The organism is Pseudoalteromonas sp. MMG010, from assembly GCF_018100905.1.
Lineage (GTDB): Bacteria > Pseudomonadota > Gammaproteobacteria > Enterobacterales > Alteromonadaceae > Pseudoalteromonas.
On record NZ_JAGJEG010000011.1, the window covers coordinates 93875 to 109614 of the forward strand.

Below are 15740 nucleotides of genomic sequence, written 5' to 3' on the forward strand. Positions count from 1 at the left end.
AACAACACCTCCTTTAGTTACGATAGCAAAATAGTGATTTATAATTCATTTAATCATGAATTAATTATTTATTACTGCATTCGTAAACATTGATTGGTAAACTTAGCACTGTTTTTAAAAAAGGACCTTAATTGTGCGCAATAAAATATGCTTACTTTCTTCACTTTTTGTCGTATTGAGCACCTCTGTTTATGCAGAGCCTTGGGTGAAACCTGATGATTACGGTTTAAGAGCTGATATTCAACAACTCGCCGATGCTGGCATAATTCAAGCGCCTGTAACAACTTACCCATTAATGTGGAACAGTTTTATCCACGACTTGAACAACATTGCACCAGCTTCAGTGTCGGCCAACTTACAAGATGCATTCCTTCGAGTGAAGCACCGCTATAAAGCAGAGAACCAAAGCACGCATGGTGCTCAATTTTCTAACTTTATTGCTTCAAACACCTTATCGACAACAAGCTTTGGTGCAACAGACACACAAAAATCAGAAATTGCCGCAGCATATACATACTTAGGTGAAAACGTTGCAGCAAAAATCGCTATCAACCGAAGAACGGATGGAAAGAACTGCTTAGCAGAAGATAAAACCACCGACGATATCGTCACTCAAACACCCGCTCTCACCTCCTGCGATGACACTTCTTTCGATCATAGTTATTTAGCATATCGACTTGGTAATTGGGTGTTTAGAGCCGGCGCTGTTGAACAATTTTGGGGCCCGGGTGTTGATAATAGTTTAATTATGTCGGGTAACGCCAAACCTTTACCTGCATTGAGTATTACCCGCGAAAAAAGTAATGCTTTTACGACGCCTTGGCTTAGTTGGATAGGCCCATGGAGTTTTACCGCACAAATGGCGCAACTTGAATCATCTCGCGCCGTGCCTAATGCATTATTATGGAGTACGCGTTTAAACTTTAGGCCGTTACAGCAATTAGAAATAGCCATGAGTTGGTCTGCGCAATGGGCAGGAGATGGCCAACCAAGTTCAGCAAGCGACTTTTTTGATTTAGTAACCGGTGGTGGCGAATGTGTCGATGGCACCGATGACTGTGATAGCGAACAGATTACTCGTTTAGGTAATCAAATGGCTGGTTTTGATATTCGTTGGTCAGATACATTTTTTAATCACCCTTTCGCTTTTTATGCCAGTGCAATTGGTGAAGATACCTCCGGTGGTATAAAGCCTGTTGATAGAGCTTACTTATTTGGCGTACAAACGACACAACGATTATTTAAACAAAATATTTTAATCAATTTAGAGCATATTGATACCGGCGTTGCTTGCTCGGCTACTTCAACAACAGAAAACTGCTATTACGAACATTCCACTTACAATTCGGGTTACCGCTATCATGGCCGTACAATAGGATCGACCTTTGATAACGATACACAATCATTAGTTCTGACTGTTTTAGGGCAACTTACCAATGGTAATGACTGGCAAGTTAAGTTACGTGACATCGATTATAATAGTGACAACTCAGATCGCTATAGCAATAACCCCGACTTAGGTCACTCAATTACTAAAACGGCACAGCATAGCCAGCAGCTTGAAGTTCGTTATCGAATGCTGGAGTTTGATGGTCGCTTAACTTTAGGTGCCTTAGCAGCTAAAAACGACACAATTGATAACACGACCTCTGCTTTTGCTAAATTTGAATACAATTTTTAGCCAATAAAAAAGGGATAAAGCCATAGGCTTTATCCCTTTTTTACGCTGTTGTTTTTCAGCTTTTAATTTTACTAATTACTTTTGAAGTAGAGCACCCATCTAAAAAGCTCAACACTTCAACTTTACCGCCATGGCGTAGCACATGTTCTGCCCCCGCAATTTGCTCCACGGTATAATCTCCGCCTTTAACTAAAATATCAGGGCTTATTTTTTCAATAAGCTTTGCTGGCGTATCATTTTCCTGTACACAACCAAATGGAATAACCCAATCAACTGATGCTAAAGCACTCAACACCATCGCTCGTTCATCTAATGGGTTTATCGGCCGTTCAGGGCCTTTTAAACGAGAAATCGAATCATCGTTATTAAGACCGACAACTAACCTATCTCCTCGCGCTTTTGCCTGTGCTAAATAACGGACATGCCCCGCATGTAAAATATCAAAGCAGCCATTAGTAAAAACGATTTTTTCACCATTTTGTTTTGCAAATTCAATATGTTGCAAAACATCATCGAACGGTGTTTGATAGTGTTCGCCGTTAGTATGTAAGTACTGACCTAACTTTTGACTTAATTCTTCAGGCGATACTGTGGCAGCGCCTAGCTTACTCACCACGATACCTGCGGCTAAGTTGGCAATTTCTACGGCATCTTTTGCTTGCATACCAGCACCGAGCATAACACTAAGCGTAGCTATAACGGTATCTCCTGCCCCAGTCACATCACTGACTTCAAGTTGCTGGGCAGCAAAGTCATACTTTTCATCAGCGTTAATTAATGACATCCCTTGCTCTGAGCGAGTTAATAACATGGCTTTTATACCATTTGTTTTAATTAACGCTCGTGCACTTTCGGTTAAGCTTTGCTCAGAATCAGTTAATCCGCCTGCTAATTTAAACTCATTTAAATTCGGTGTAATGTAATCCGCACCTTTGTATAAATGTAAATCAGGTGATTTAGGGTCTATCAGTACCGTTTTATTTGCCGCTTTAGCCAACGAAATCATTTTTTGAATCAGACTGAGCGAGCCTTTATTGTAATCAGAAAAAACAATAAAATCGTAGTCATCGAGTACTAATTCTAAGCGGTTTAATAACAATTGACTGTGTTGCTCAGAAAACATTTCCTCTAAATCAAGTCTAACAAGTTGTTGATGGCGGCTTATTACTCGCATTTTTGAAATAGTCGGTAAATCACATACACTGACCAATTGCGAATCAATATTTTCGCCTTTTAAAATTGACTCTAATATTATACCGCTTTCATCTTCTCCAATAAGTCCTAGCAAGCCTACTTTAGCATCTAAACGAGCGATATTTTTAGCTACGTTAGCTGCGCCACCCGCTTTATCTTCAAACTTACTAACTTTTACAACAGGTACCGGTGCTTCGGGCGAAATACGTCCAGTATCACCATACCAATAACGGTCTAACATCACATCGCCAACAACTAAAATACGTGCTTGCGATAAGTTTTTTAATAGCGATAAATCCATTATTGCTGCTCCGCAACAACCAAATCAATGGCTTCACATAACCAGTGCCCTATAAACATATGAGCCTCTTGAATACGCGCTGTTTCATCATTTTTAATAATAATTGGCAGTTTAGCGATGTCTTTTACTTTGCCACCATCACGCCCTGTAAATGCGACTGTATACGCGCCCACATCATTCGCGGCTGCCAATGCTAAATTAATATTTGCACTGGTACCTGATGTTGTTAATCCTATTACTAAATCTTCTTTTTTACATAATGCCTGAACTTGACGTTCAAACACGGTATCAAAATGATAATCATTGCTATGGGCTGTTAAAATAGAGGTGTCGGTGGTCAGGGCAATAGCCGCAAGTGGACCACGTTCTAATTTATAACGTACTACAAATTCGGCAGCTAAATGCTGAGCGTCGGCTGCGCTTCCTCCGTTACCAAACCAAATAACTTTACCACCGGCGTTTAAAGTTCTTTGGCATGCTTCTAAAAGCTGTATTGATTCTTGATGATAAGCTTCCATTGTTTCAAATAAAGCCTGATGGCGATTTAAACTCTCAAGGTAGCTCGTTGCCACGGTATCGATAATTGACATGAATAATTCCTCTTGGAACTGAAATGGCAGGGAAAATTAAATCCATTATTTCATAATTTTATTTAGTTGTGTGTATTTTATCTAAGGCATACTAAATTTTACCTTAACAATGTTTAGAAAAATCAGTTTCCGCGTTAAACTAGGCACTCATACCTTAATAAAAGTTCAATATGGCTCGTATTTTTTATTCTTTAGCGCTACTACTGATTAGCCCGCTTATTATTTTTTATTTATATGTTTTACGTGGTAAGAAAAATCCGGCTTACCGTAAACATTTTATGCAACGTTTTGGTTTTGTCAGTAAGCAGTTATTTAAAACACCAACACGTCCTTTAGTTATTCATTGCGCCTCAGTCGGTGAAGTCCTTGCAGCCAGTTCACTCATAAACGCACTAAAACAGGCGCACCCAGAGTTAAACTTATTAATTACCTGTAATACCCCAACAGGGCGAGAACAAATTAAAGCTCAGTTTAAAAACACAGTACAAAGCTGTTATTTACCTATTGATTTCTCAGGCGCGAGTGCGCGATTTTTAAAACGAGTAAACCCCCAAGCGCTGTGTATTTTAGAAACCGAACTGTGGCCAAACTTAATCGCACACAGTCATAAGCAAAATATTCCTGTGTTGGTCGTTAATGCTCGCCTAAGTGAAAAATCATTTAAAGGCTATCAAAAAGTTGAGCAGCTCACACACATCATAATGCGCTCTATTACGCTATTAGCCAGTCATAACGAGGCCGATGCAAAGCGCTTTATTTCACTTGGTTTAAACAAAGATAAAAGTCATGTTACAGGTTCGATTAAATTCGATATTTCACCTACAGCACAGCAGATTCATACTGTAGAAGTACTTAAACAGCAATATAACAGTCAACGTTTTATTTGGGTTGCGGGTTCTACCCATCCAATAGAACATGAAAAGGTACTTGCCGCGCATCAAATTTTATTAAAAACTCAACCAGATGCTTTATTAATTATTGCACCTCGACATAGCGAACAATTCGAAAAAGTCGCCGCGTTACTGTCGCAAAAAACAATGAGTTTTAGTCGTCGCAGTGAAAATAATTATCAAAATGAATCGGTATTATTAGCCGATACATTAGGTGAATTACAGTGTTTATACGCAGCAGCTAACATTAGCTTTATTGGGGGGAGTTTAATTGCCCGAGGGGGGCATAACCCATTAGAATCTGCCGCTTTTTCTGTCGGAGTGATCAGCGGGCCTCATACCTATAACTTTGATCATGTTTACCCTGAGTTAATTAAACTCAAAGGTGCTTGTATTGTACACAACGAAGAAGAGCTGGCAACAGCGCTTGTTAATTACTCTAACAATACTAAAGCGTGTCAGATCTTAGGAAAGAAAGCCGCACAATGCGTAATAAACAACCAAGGTGCAATAGATAAAACCTTAGCCCTTATTAATCAATTTTTAGAGTCAAAACGTGACCAATAAAGCCATTTCACAAACCCGTAATTGGGTATCTAATGTTATTGTAAAATATAACTTTTGCCCATTTGCTCGCAAAGAAGTAGAAAATAATTGTATTTACTATGTAAGTAGTACGGCAACAACAACAGATGATGCTGTATTAACCATGCTCGAACAATGTACTGAGCTCGATAACGATCCTACCCGAGAAACAACATTAATCATATTCGATACCGGATTTAGTGATTTTGATGATTTTTTAGACTTAGTTGATATTGCCAATGCATTATTAGTTGCGCAAGGATTTGAAGGTAAATATCAAATAGCGACATTTCACCCTGAGTATGTTTTTGCCGATAGCGATGATTTAGATGCCGCTAATTACACAAACCGAGCCCCATACCCTACTCTACATTTAATACGTGAAGCGAGTATGAGCGAAGCACTTGATAACTACGACGAGCCCGAATCAATTCCTGATCATAATATTAATTTAGCACGCCGCAAAGGGCTTAACTTTTGGCAACAATTATTATTAAATTGTAAAAAGTAACGACCAGCAGTCATAGATAAACCTTTTTTACTCTGTTATTTTAATTACAGTTATAATAAAAAATAGGTTTATCATGTCTTTTAACAAATTATTGTTAAGTATAATTCAACCTGTAATGGCACTTATTCTGTGTGGTTACTCTAGCTTAGCCCTAGCTCAGTACACCGTTATATTTAACGCCAATGGCTACACCCCTTTATATAAAGGGGGGATAGAGTCCTTTTCTACTTTAGTAATAAAAGATAATAAAGTGGTCACTACCGGTGATGATAGTTTAAAAAGTCGCTACCCTGGTGCTCGTTTAATTGATGCTAAAGGCAATACATTATTACCCGGATTAATTGACGCCCATGGCCATGTCATAGGCTTAGGTAATAACTTATCACAACTTGATGTTAGAGGCGCAAAATCAGTTGTTACTATCACTGATAAATTAAAACAATTTGCAAACAATAAGCAGGGTTGGATCATTGGCCGAGGCTGGAATCAAGAACTTTGGCAAAACACTCAATTCCCTAATGCTAAACAGTTAGATACAGTGGTTAGTGATAAACCCGTGATTCTTTCACGCATTGATAGTCATGCAGTATGGGTTAATAGTAAAGCAATGGCATTGGCAGGGATCACCGCTGATACTGTCGCCCCCATTGGTGGCGAAATTATTAAAGATGAATTAGGGCAACCAACTGGAATATTTATCGATAAAGCACAAGCATTAATCACCCAACATATGCCCCCCCCTTCAAAGCAAAGCATTAATAATGCTCTAAACAAAGCAAGTGAGCACCTACTTAGCTTAGGGATCACATCGACTCACGATGCTGGTATAGATAAAAAAACTTGGGAAGTTTATAAAGAACGCGGTGAAGCTGAAGATTTATCACTCAGAATAGTTGCAATGCTCAGTGGCTCAAGCCCCGATTTAGCAATGATGCTAAAAGCCGGTAGATATCAAGACTTACACGATTTTATGTCTATTCGTAGCGTAAAAGTTTATGCCGATGGTGCATTAGGATCACGAGGTGCAGCACTACTTGAGCCTTATGCTGATAGAAAAGCGCATTATGGTCTAATGCTAGAAACTCAACAGCAGCTCGAAGCATTATTTAGCCAAAGCTTTAAAAATGGCTTTAGTGCTAACACTCATGCTATCGGTGATAAAGCAAATAAAGTCGTGCTAGATGCTTATGAAAATGTGTTTAAAAAAACAGGTGGAAGGTTACTACGCAATCGAATAGAGCATGCACAAATTGTCACCCTCACCGATATAGCGCGTTTTAAAACCCTAAAAATAATACCTTCAATGCAACCGGTTCATGCTACTTCAGATATGCATATGGCAGAGCAACGTTTAACAGAAAAACAACTCGAAGGTGCATACGCCTGGCACACCTTTTTACAACAGGGTTCTGTTATTGCTGCCGGATCTGATTACCCTGTAGAACTTGCCAACCCATTTGATGGTTTGTATTCGGCAATAACTCGCATGGATCATAATCAGCTACCTACGAATGGCTGGCGTGCAAAAGAAATTATTAGCAGAGAAGATGCATTACGTGCATTTACTATAGGTGGCGCTTATGCAGCACATCAAGAATTTAAGTTAGGAAGTTTAGAGCAAGGGAAATTAGCTGACTTTATTGTTATTGATACTGATTACTTCAAAGCACCAATAACTGATATATATAACACAAAAGTACTGCAAACATGGGTTGCAGGTGAATTACGTTACCGCAGCGAAGAAAAACTATAAATTACTTATTATTTAGGCTTTTCGTAGGTTTGTATAACTTAATAATATGATAGCTATTTACCAATGCTAACAAAGCATTGGTAAATGCGACAGGAGTTGCTTCAATAGCAACACCATATAAAGCAAAAGCAATACAACCAAATAAATTAAACCAGCGCAGTTTTGATACATCGCTCATAGTAAGCGATATAACTAACAATGCAGAAGCAAAATAGCCTAAATATTCCCAACTCAATTGTTCTCTCCTAGGCTTTAGGTTAGCATTGCATATATTTGCTAACATTCAGTGTTATTGCCTTCAATAAACAGCTATTGCACTACTTGCTGGCGTAACAAAATAAAAAAGCTAACTTACTAAAACCCAAAGCATGCTGGTGATACCAGAAACTTTTAAATCATTACACAGGAAATGAAGGTAAAAACGAGTAAGTTAGCGTAAATTCTTAAAGGCTTAATGTTAACGACATTAAGCCTTAATAAATAGGACAATTGTCCGAAGAGCTTAGTTGATGTTTCAATACCATTTTTCAAGTTACCTTGTTGAGCAATTACTTACCTTTGCAGGAAGTAGTTATCAGCAATCAAAAAAAGAAGTGCTAATTCACCAAGATCAGCCTTTAAGCAAATTGATATTAGTGCGCAGTGGCACCGTTTCGTTTAGCTATGACGTTGGCAATGGAAGACGCTTATTGCTTGGGCAATTAGATTGTAATAACACCTTAATTGGTGAAATTGAAGCGCTAAACAACAATCCTTGTATTTATACAGTGACCTGTTTTAGCGATGTTAGCTATAACTTGATAGAGCTAAAACACTGGCGCGCTTTGTTATTAGATAAGCCTGAGCTAAGTCTTTATACAGCACAAACTATCGCCGCTAAATTTCAAGAAAATCAAAAAATAAACTTAGATAAATTACTATTGCCACTTAGTTATAATATTGCCAAAGATTGTTTATTAAGAGCCGAAAACAGTAACCCAACATTACTTCGTGCCTACCCTACAGTGAATGCCGAAGCAGAGCGCTTTGCTACCACAGAACGAGCCTATAGGCGTGTTGTCACCGAGCTTGTAGATAAAGGTCTCGTTGTACGCACCAGTGATGGACTTTGCGCTGTTGATACAAACACATTAAGTGATTATGTCGATAGCTTTGCTCAACTATAATTTGTACTAAATTAAAAACGGGCCATGGTTTACACCATGGCCCGTTTTGCTTTACGTCAATTAGTGACGTAAATTACTTAAATATTCCTTGAAAGCGATGCATTAGTATATAGTTTACAGGCACTAATATAAGCGTGATAAATGTAGCAAATATAATACCAAACCCTAAACTAACAGCCATAGGAATTAAAAACTGTGCTTGAGTCGCCTTTTCAAATAATAAAGGCATCAAACCAATAAATGTCGTTAAACTCGTTAACATTACCGGGCGAAAACGTGCTGCACCAGCTAATTTAACTGCATCCATTACACTTCCCCCTTCACTGCGTTTTTTGTTAATAAAATCAACAAGTACCAGTGAATCATTGACAACAACACCAATCAAAGCCAACATACCCAGTAAACTCATTATGGTTAGGCTCATTCCCATAATCCAATGTCCTATCACTGCCCCTATCATACCGAAAGGGATAACACTCATTACAATAATAGGCTGCATATACGACTTTAAAGGGATCGCAAGTAACGAATAAATTATAAAAAATACAAACATTAACGCCCAGCCAAGTGAACCAAATGATTCACGCTGCTCTTTCGCTTCACCTTCTAATTTATAATTAACACCTGGATATTGCTGTATCAGTTCGTCTAGATATTGAGATAAATCAGCTTGTAGAGCGGTCATATTGGTATTATCTTTCTCAATGTCAGCGGTAATATTAAGCGTACGGAAACGATCTATACGGTTAATACTTGAAGGACTCTGACCCGGCTCTAAAATAGCAACGTGAGATAAAGGTACCAAGCCGCCAGTTGGCGTATTTACCAATATATTTTGTAAGTCAGCAACTGAGCGACGCTCATCTAATGGTAACCTAACCATGACTTTTACATCATCTCGGCCTCGTTGGATTCGCTGTACTTGCGAGCCGTAAAAAGATGTTCTTATTTGGCTTGCCACATCAACACGATTAAGCCCTAAAGCATACCCTTGATCTGTTAATTCAATCCGTAGTTCTTCTTTACCATCAGACATGCTATCGGCAATATCAAACACCGTAGGATAAGTACTTAAACGGGTTTTTACATGTTCAGATACATCTTGTAAAACCTGTAACGACTTTCCACTCAATTGCACATCAATGGGATCTGAACTACGTCCAATTTCAGCTCTATAGGTTAAGCTTTCAGCCCCTGGTATAACACCAATTAAATTACGCCATTCACTCACTAATTCAGGTGAGCCTATATCAGAGTCACGTTCTTCAGCTGGAGTTATTTCAAATCGCACTGATCCTGAATTTGATACACTACCGCGTCCGCCAGTTGTTGCCAAAATATTTAAAATAATACTTTCACCGGTTTCTTCATCACGATATTTATCTTGCAGCTGCTGCGCTTTTTCAGACATATCAATAATGTATTTATTTGTCACTTCAAACGGTGTACCAGTCGGTAGTGTTAAAGAAACACGCACTGTTTCACTCGGTATACGAGGGAAAAATACAAATTTAGTCCAACCGCTCGTGATCATCGTTAAAATAATAATAAACACCCCAATGAATAAACTAACAGTAGTGAATTTATTCGATAATGCTTTACTTAAAATGGGTTGGTAGTACTTTAAGATAGCGCCTTCGAAGCCATCGGCAAAACGCTGTTGAAGTATCTCTAATTTAGAAGACTTTGTTTTTTCTGTGCGTAGTTTTAAATACTTTAAATGAGCAGGTAATACAAATTTTGACTCGATTAACGAAAATAATAAAACCGGAATCACAATCACCGGAATTTGTGCAAATAAAGCCCCTCGCGCACCTTCGATAAATGCCAATGGTAAAAAGGCAGCAACCGTTGTTAATACACCAAAAGTAACCGGAGTTGCGACTTCTTGAGTACCTAAAATAGCAGCCTGCTCCCCTGATTTTGCGGTTTTAAAATGAGTGTATACATTTTCGCCGGTGACTATCGCATCATCAACAACAATACCTAGCACCAAAATAAAGCCAAATAAGCTCATGATATTTAAAGTAACGCCAAATATTGGCATCGCAATAAATGCGCCCATAAAAGAAACTGGTATTCCTATAAACACCCAAAACGCAATGGCAGGTCGCAAAAATAATGTTAATAAAGCTAAAACCAAAATACCGCCTTGCAAAGCGCTACTGGTTAAAGTGGCAATACGGCTTTTTACCACCTCTGAATCATCATCCCAATAACTTAAAGAAAACCCTTTAGGTAACGTCGCTTGTTTTTCTTCAATATAGTTTTTTACTGCATCCGCTACCGCAATGGCACTTTGAGGACCAATTCGATATACATCAATAAAAGCAGCTTGCTTACCATTAAAACGAGTCCGTACTGGCGTTTCTTCAAAATCATCACTAATTTTAGCAATATCACCTAAGCGAATAACAGTACCGTCACTTTGATTTTTAACGACAATTTTAGCAAACTCATCTTTTCGGTATGCTTGACCTTTAGAGCTAATTAAAACCTCGCCTCCTTCGGTTTTTAAATTACCTGCAGAAATATCAGAGCTAGATTTAGAAATAGCAGTAGCAATATCAGCTAAGCTTAAATTATATTGTCTTAATGTATCTTGGCTGACTTCAATCGCAATTTCATAATCACGTACACCACTTAATTCTACTTGGGTAATATCAGGTAGTCGTAAAAGATCATCACGTACCTTTTCGGCATATTCTAACGTTTCTTTTTCGCCATACTCACTAGCGATAGTCACTGCGATTACTTCACGAATACGTTCAGCTAAAGAGATAACTGGCTTTTCTGCATCAGCAGGAAATGTATTAATTGCATCAACACGGCTTTTTATATCCGCTAATAAATTTCTGGGGTCGTAACCTGTATCCACTTCAATTGAAACTGACGCACTCCCTTCTGAAGAGCGACTTGATATTTGTTTTATACCTTCAAGATCTTGCACCGCTTCTTCTACTCGAATAGTCACGCCTTGCTCAACATCTTCAGGGTTAGTACCAGGTAAACTGACGCTAACGCTAATCATATCGGTTTCAAAAGAAGGAAATACTTCTAAAGGTATTTTGGTTGATAAACTAAATAAACCCGCTATTAAAATAGTAATAAGGAGCAAGTTAGCTGCAACATGATTTTTGGTAAACCAAGCTATCATTGTTTACCTCCTTGCCTTTGAGCTCGACGCTTCTTCATTAGCTCTTCAACACTAATGCCCTGCTCTTTCGCTTGTTTTTCTAACTGCTCGCGAGATGGGCGTGATTTATTACTGCTATTTTTTTGCTTACTAGGTTCACCTAAAATATCTACCGCAGTACCCGAACTCACCTGACCAAGAGGTGTGGTTACTAACTTATCGCCCGCTGACAAACCTGATTTAATCATCACATATTTTGCATTTTGCCATAAGAATGTAATTTCTTTTCTTTGTAAAACATTGTCTTGAACTATATATACATAGCTTCCTTGATAAATAGTGCTATTAGGAATAATTAACGCATCAGGAACAACTTTACCGGTGATCTCTGCTTTTACATATTGACCGACTTTAACAGGGTATTGATTATTTCTACCGGCTTTATAAGGGTCTGTAATTTGGCCTACCACATAAAGTTGCTGTGCGGTTTCATCAATGGCACCTTCCGTTCTGACTATTTTACCTTGCCAAACTTGCTCTCCGACTAGGTCTGAAGTGAACTTAACGGTTGCATCTAGATCTTTTTTACTGCCATCTCTAAATTGTTCAGGTAAACGTATAAATGGTAAATCTTTGTTTTTTATAGGTAAACGAATTTCAACACTATCAATAGCATAAATACTAGCTAGTTCAGAATTTTCATTGACTACCTGTCCTAAATCAACATTACGACTCAGGATTCGGCCATCATAAGGTGCTGTAATTTTTGTACGCTCTAAATCAAGCTGTGCTTTTTCAAGAGCCGCTTGAGCAGATAATACCTCTGCTTTTGCTGCTGCTAATTGTGGCTCTCTTAGCACTAAGCTGTTTGCTTGCTGCTTATTTCCTAAACGCTGCCAATCAATTAAAGCCTGTTCACCCCGTGCTTTTTCTTCTAATAAACCTTGCTCTGCGGTAAGTAAAGCGGCTTGTGCCGATTTCACTTCAGCTTGATGGTCTCTATCATCAAGCTGTAATAGCACCTCACCTTTAGAAAAAAAGCCCCCTTCTCTGAAGTCGTCACTGACTGCAATAATTTGCCCCGATGCCTGGGCAACTAATAAGCTTTGCGTGTGTGGTTTTACCGTACCAAAACTATCGATCGTTATTTGATAATCTTGTTTTTTTAGTGTTTCAACAGCAACACTAATTGTTGCTTTTGGCGCAGAACCAAATCGCTTGGCTTTTGGTGGATTACCTTTGATAAACATAACAATAATGATAGTGGCCACAATAACCACTGTTGGAATCAAAAGTTTTACTAATTTAGTTTTCATCGTTATTGCTCTTTAATTCTTGTGAGGCTTGAGTGTAATCGCCACCGAGGGCTACATGTAAGTTAACTTTATTGTCTATCAGCTGCTTTTTTAATTCGATTAACGAGCTTTGTGCGTCAAAAGAACGTTCTTGAGCTTCAAGTACTGTTGTATAGCTCTCTAAACCTCGTTGATATTGCTCAAAAGCAAGTTCTTCTGCCGCTTGTGCATTTTCTTGTGCAGACAATGTTGATTTATACTGTGCGGTGAGTGACACTTGATTAGTGATCCCCGATTCAACATCATTAAATGCATCATATAACGTTTGCAAATAAAGCTGCTCTTGCTGTTTAACAGCTAAGTTAGCAATTTCTTCATTGGCTTTTAATTTTCCAGCATTAAATAATGGCGCAGAGATATTACCTATAAGCGACCAAGCAAGGCTAGATGGAGAAAGTAAGTCACTTAATTCATTACTTTGATCACTTAAACTTGCAGATAAATTAATACTAGGAAAACGCTGTTTATGCGTATAAGCTAAAAGTGAATCACTCGCTAATAACGAATACCAGCTTGCTTTAAGTTCTGCTTTTCGAGTTATTAACTGCGAAGGTAAACCTAAAGGTAAGGCCTCTTTAATAACAGGGAGCTCTGCATTTGCACTTATTGCACCTTTAGGATACTCACCTAATAACCGCTCTAAAGTTCGAGCAGCATCAACAACATTGGCTTTTTGCGTTGCAATACGAGAATGTTCTGAATTAAGCTCATTGCGAGCTAAATACACATCAAGTGCGGCGTTTAAGCCCTGCTTATAACCCGACTCAATTATTTCCAGGTTTTGCTGCGAGTTTGTTTCACGTTGATTATATAGTTCGAGAAGTTGCTGTTGAGTAATTAAATCAAACCATGCAATGACAACATCTGCTACCAATTGCTGTTTTTGTTGCTCATACTCGGCTTGTTGCGCTAAGTAGTTTAAACTTGCCTCACGTTTAGAGTCAGACAAAGCTCCCCATAAATCAACCTCATAACTGAGATCTAAACTTAATGAAGTACTACTACTATAACTAACCGGGCGATTATCTTTACTGCGACCTAGTTGTGATGACAATTCTAAACTTGGCCATAAATCAGCGCCAGCAACAATTAATTGTTGTTTTAAAATTGCCACATCATAATGCGCTTGTAATAATTCTTGATTATTATTTAATGCTTTTTCTATTAAATTATTAAGTTGTGGGGTGTTAAGGGTAGCAACCCATGCATCTTGAACTTTAATAGGTGCAGTTTCACTTTTTAATTGCTGCCATTGCTCAGGAAAGATATCGTTACTTTGCTTGCGTTCTGAAGGTGCGAATGTACTTACGCAACCACTAAGTAATGCCATCCCTATCGCTAATACTGTTGGCTTGTACGGCCACATCATAATTAAACCTAAATTAATCCCATTTATGAATGTAATTCAATCACTTTGCTAACTTTTGCTCAACTTACTTTACATAACATTACATAAGTATACGATGAGTAAACAAAATACAAAGTTAGATTACAAAAAACGATTTATCATTGTAATTAACACCTTAATTACCTTTAATAAGTTGTGCCAATAAAAGTAGTTTTAAAGTAGTAACCATTTTAGATATTCCAGTGTTCATCGTAAAATAATAGGAACTTATTCATGCTTAAACAACTCACGTGTTTGTTATTCTGCGGGGCTTTTTTTAGTCCGTACAATTATGCACACAATGCTCAAAAAAACTACACTGCTGAACAAGTTATCGAATACTTAGGGCTAAAAGGTCATGTTGAAGGCGGTTTTTATAAAAGAACCTATCAAGCAAATAATACCGCTACAATAACAACACAAAAAGGTGAGCGGTTTTCGATGACCTCTATTTTTTATTTACTCAGTGCAGAGTCGCCCATTGGACACTTTCATTTAAATAGGTCAGATATAGTGCATTACTTTCAACTTGGCGATCCAATTACATATTACTTGATCGATCCAAATGGAGTATTAAGTACTGTTGTAATGGGAACAAATTTAGCAGCAGGAGAACAGCTACAAGTAACTGTACCGGGCGGGACATGGAAAGCCTCAAAAATAGTACCTGGCGGGCACCATGGTTACTCATTAATTAGTGAAGCGGTTTCACCTGGGTTTGATTTTGCAGACATGACTTTAGGTTATCACGATTTACTTATAACGCAGTTTCCACAACATAAAGCGCTTATTATGCAATTAAGTCCAGCGCTGCCACCTGAAAAGTAAAGAAAAAAAAGCCCTGCACATAATGCAGGGCTTTAAAATAAATGGTGCCTCGACCCGGAATCGAACCAGGGACACGAGGATTTTCAATCCTCTGCTCTACCAACTGAGCTATCGAGGCACATAAACTGTGCTAGTTAATTGTTAAATAATAACATTTAACTTAAATAAATACTGTCGACTAATCAAGTCGAGCGGATAACCTGATTTAGTTACTGATTACAAGTCAGTTCTTCTTTCAAATTATCAAAATAAATGGTGCCGACTAACCGAGTCGAACGGATAACCTGATTGAGTTACTGATTACAAGTCAGTTCTTCTTTCAAATTATCAAAATAAATGGTGCCGACTAACCGAGTCGAACGG

Annotated in this window: 12 protein-coding genes and 1 tRNA gene; 6 read left to right on the forward strand and 7 right to left on the reverse strand. The window is 38.2% G+C overall.

Going from position 1 to position 15740, the window contains the following annotated elements; all coding sequences use genetic code 11:
• Window positions 1–133 precede the first annotated feature (133 nt).
• Entirely contained in the window at window positions 134–1681 is a 1548-nt protein-coding gene (locus J8L70_RS12285) for a capsule assembly Wzi family protein (RefSeq protein WP_211055883.1), read from the forward strand.
• A 55-nt stretch (window positions 1682–1736) separates the two neighbouring features.
• On the opposite strand, the gene hldE is transcribed toward J8L70_RS12285, so the two are convergent.
• Window positions 1737–3176 carry a bifunctional D-glycero-beta-D-manno-heptose-7-phosphate kinase/D-glycero-beta-D-manno-heptose 1-phosphate adenylyltransferase HldE gene (hldE, locus tag J8L70_RS12290; RefSeq protein WP_211055884.1) on the reverse strand — a complete coding sequence of 480 codons (1440 nt, stop codon included), beginning with the start codon at window positions 3174–3176 and terminating at the stop codon, window positions 1737–1739.
• A complete protein-coding gene (locus tag J8L70_RS12295; protein WP_211055885.1) occupies window positions 3176–3766 on the reverse strand; it encodes an SIS domain-containing protein in 591 nt (196 codons plus the stop codon). The genes hldE and J8L70_RS12295 overlap by 1 nt, the downstream gene beginning before the upstream one ends.
• 170 nt (window positions 3767–3936) lie before the next feature.
• Between J8L70_RS12295 and waaA the strand changes: the two genes are divergently transcribed.
• From waaA to J8L70_RS12310, 3 genes are all read left to right on the forward strand, one after another.
• Window positions 3937–5223 carry a lipid IV(A) 3-deoxy-D-manno-octulosonic acid transferase gene (waaA, locus tag J8L70_RS12300; RefSeq protein ID WP_211055886.1) on the forward strand — a complete coding sequence of 429 codons (1287 nt, stop codon included), beginning with the start codon at window positions 3937–3939 and terminating at the stop codon, window positions 5221–5223.
• Entirely contained in the window at window positions 5213–5752 is a 540-nt protein-coding gene (locus tag J8L70_RS12305) for a DUF1415 domain-containing protein (RefSeq protein ID WP_211055887.1), read from the forward strand. The genes waaA and J8L70_RS12305 overlap by 11 nt, the downstream gene beginning before the upstream one ends.
• 73 nt (window positions 5753–5825) lie before the next feature.
• Window positions 5826–7505: an amidohydrolase gene (locus tag J8L70_RS12310; protein WP_211055888.1), complete on the forward strand. Its 1680-nt coding sequence runs from the start codon at window positions 5826–5828 to the stop codon at window positions 7503–7505.
• A gap of 1 nt (window position 7506) precedes the next feature.
• Here J8L70_RS12310 and J8L70_RS12315 read toward each other — a convergent pair whose 3' ends face one another.
• Window positions 7507–7740 (reverse strand): YgjV family protein, encoded by a 234-nt coding sequence (locus tag J8L70_RS12315; protein ID WP_211055889.1) that lies wholly within the window; start codon window positions 7738–7740, stop codon window positions 7507–7509.
• A 274-nt stretch (window positions 7741–8014) separates the two neighbouring features.
• Between J8L70_RS12315 and J8L70_RS12320 the strand changes: the two genes are divergently transcribed.
• Window positions 8015–8671: a Crp/Fnr family transcriptional regulator gene (locus J8L70_RS12320; RefSeq protein WP_211055897.1), complete on the forward strand. Its 657-nt coding sequence runs from the start codon at window positions 8015–8017 to the stop codon at window positions 8669–8671.
• 73 nt (window positions 8672–8744) lie between these two features.
• Here the strand turns inward: J8L70_RS12320 and J8L70_RS12325 are convergent, their stop codons facing one another.
• The 3 genes from J8L70_RS12325 to J8L70_RS12335 are packed head-to-tail and all read right to left on the reverse strand — an operon-like array spanning window position 8745 to window position 14531.
• Window positions 8745–11828: an efflux RND transporter permease subunit gene (locus J8L70_RS12325; RefSeq protein WP_211055890.1), complete on the reverse strand. Its 3084-nt coding sequence runs from the start codon at window positions 11826–11828 to the stop codon at window positions 8745–8747.
• Entirely contained in the window at window positions 11825–13123 is a 1299-nt protein-coding gene (locus J8L70_RS12330; protein ID WP_211055891.1) for an efflux RND transporter periplasmic adaptor subunit, read from the reverse strand. The genes J8L70_RS12325 and J8L70_RS12330 overlap by 4 nt, the downstream gene beginning before the upstream one ends.
• A complete protein-coding gene (locus tag J8L70_RS12335; protein WP_211055892.1) occupies window positions 13113–14531 on the reverse strand; it encodes a TolC family protein in 1419 nt (472 codons plus the stop codon). The genes J8L70_RS12330 and J8L70_RS12335 overlap by 11 nt, the downstream gene beginning before the upstream one ends.
• A 252-nt stretch (window positions 14532–14783) precedes the next feature.
• Here J8L70_RS12335 and J8L70_RS12340 point away from each other — a divergent pair, with 252 nt between their 5' ends.
• Entirely contained in the window at window positions 14784–15377 is a 594-nt protein-coding gene (locus tag J8L70_RS12340; RefSeq protein WP_211055893.1) for a cupin domain-containing protein, read from the forward strand.
• 42 nt (window positions 15378–15419) lie between these two features.
• On the opposite strand, the gene J8L70_RS12345 is transcribed toward J8L70_RS12340, so the two are convergent.
• A tRNA-Phe gene (locus tag J8L70_RS12345) sits at window positions 15420–15495 on the reverse strand.
• Between the last annotated feature and the right edge of the window lie 245 nt (window positions 15496–15740).

What these genes read in the sequence shown, in the direction of transcription:
- J8L70_RS12340 (WP_211055893.1), top strand. Translation starts at nt 14,784, where the DNA reads ATGCTTAAACAACTCACGTGTTTGTTATTCTGCGGGGCTTTTTTTAGT.
- hldE (WP_211055884.1), bottom strand. Translation starts at nt 3,176, where the DNA reads ATGGATTTATCGCTATTAAAAAACTTATCGCAAGCACGTATTTTAGTT.
- J8L70_RS12335 (WP_211055892.1), bottom strand. Translation starts at nt 14,531, where the DNA reads ATGATGTGGCCGTACAAGCCAACAGTATTAGCGATAGGGATGGCATTA.
- J8L70_RS12310 (WP_211055888.1), top strand. Translation starts at nt 5,826, where the DNA reads ATGTCTTTTAACAAATTATTGTTAAGTATAATTCAACCTGTAATGGCA.
- J8L70_RS12320 (WP_211055897.1), top strand. Translation starts at nt 8,015, where the DNA reads ATGTTTCAATACCATTTTTCAAGTTACCTTGTTGAGCAATTACTTACC.
- J8L70_RS12330 (WP_211055891.1), bottom strand. Translation starts at nt 13,123, where the DNA reads ATGAAAACTAAATTAGTAAAACTTTTGATTCCAACAGTGGTTATTGTG.
- J8L70_RS12295 (WP_211055885.1), bottom strand. Translation starts at nt 3,766, where the DNA reads ATGTCAATTATCGATACCGTGGCAACGAGCTACCTTGAGAGTTTAAAT.
- waaA (WP_211055886.1), top strand. Translation starts at nt 3,937, where the DNA reads ATGGCTCGTATTTTTTATTCTTTAGCGCTACTACTGATTAGCCCGCTT.
- J8L70_RS12325 (WP_211055890.1), bottom strand. Translation starts at nt 11,828, where the DNA reads ATGATAGCTTGGTTTACCAAAAATCATGTTGCAGCTAACTTGCTCCTT.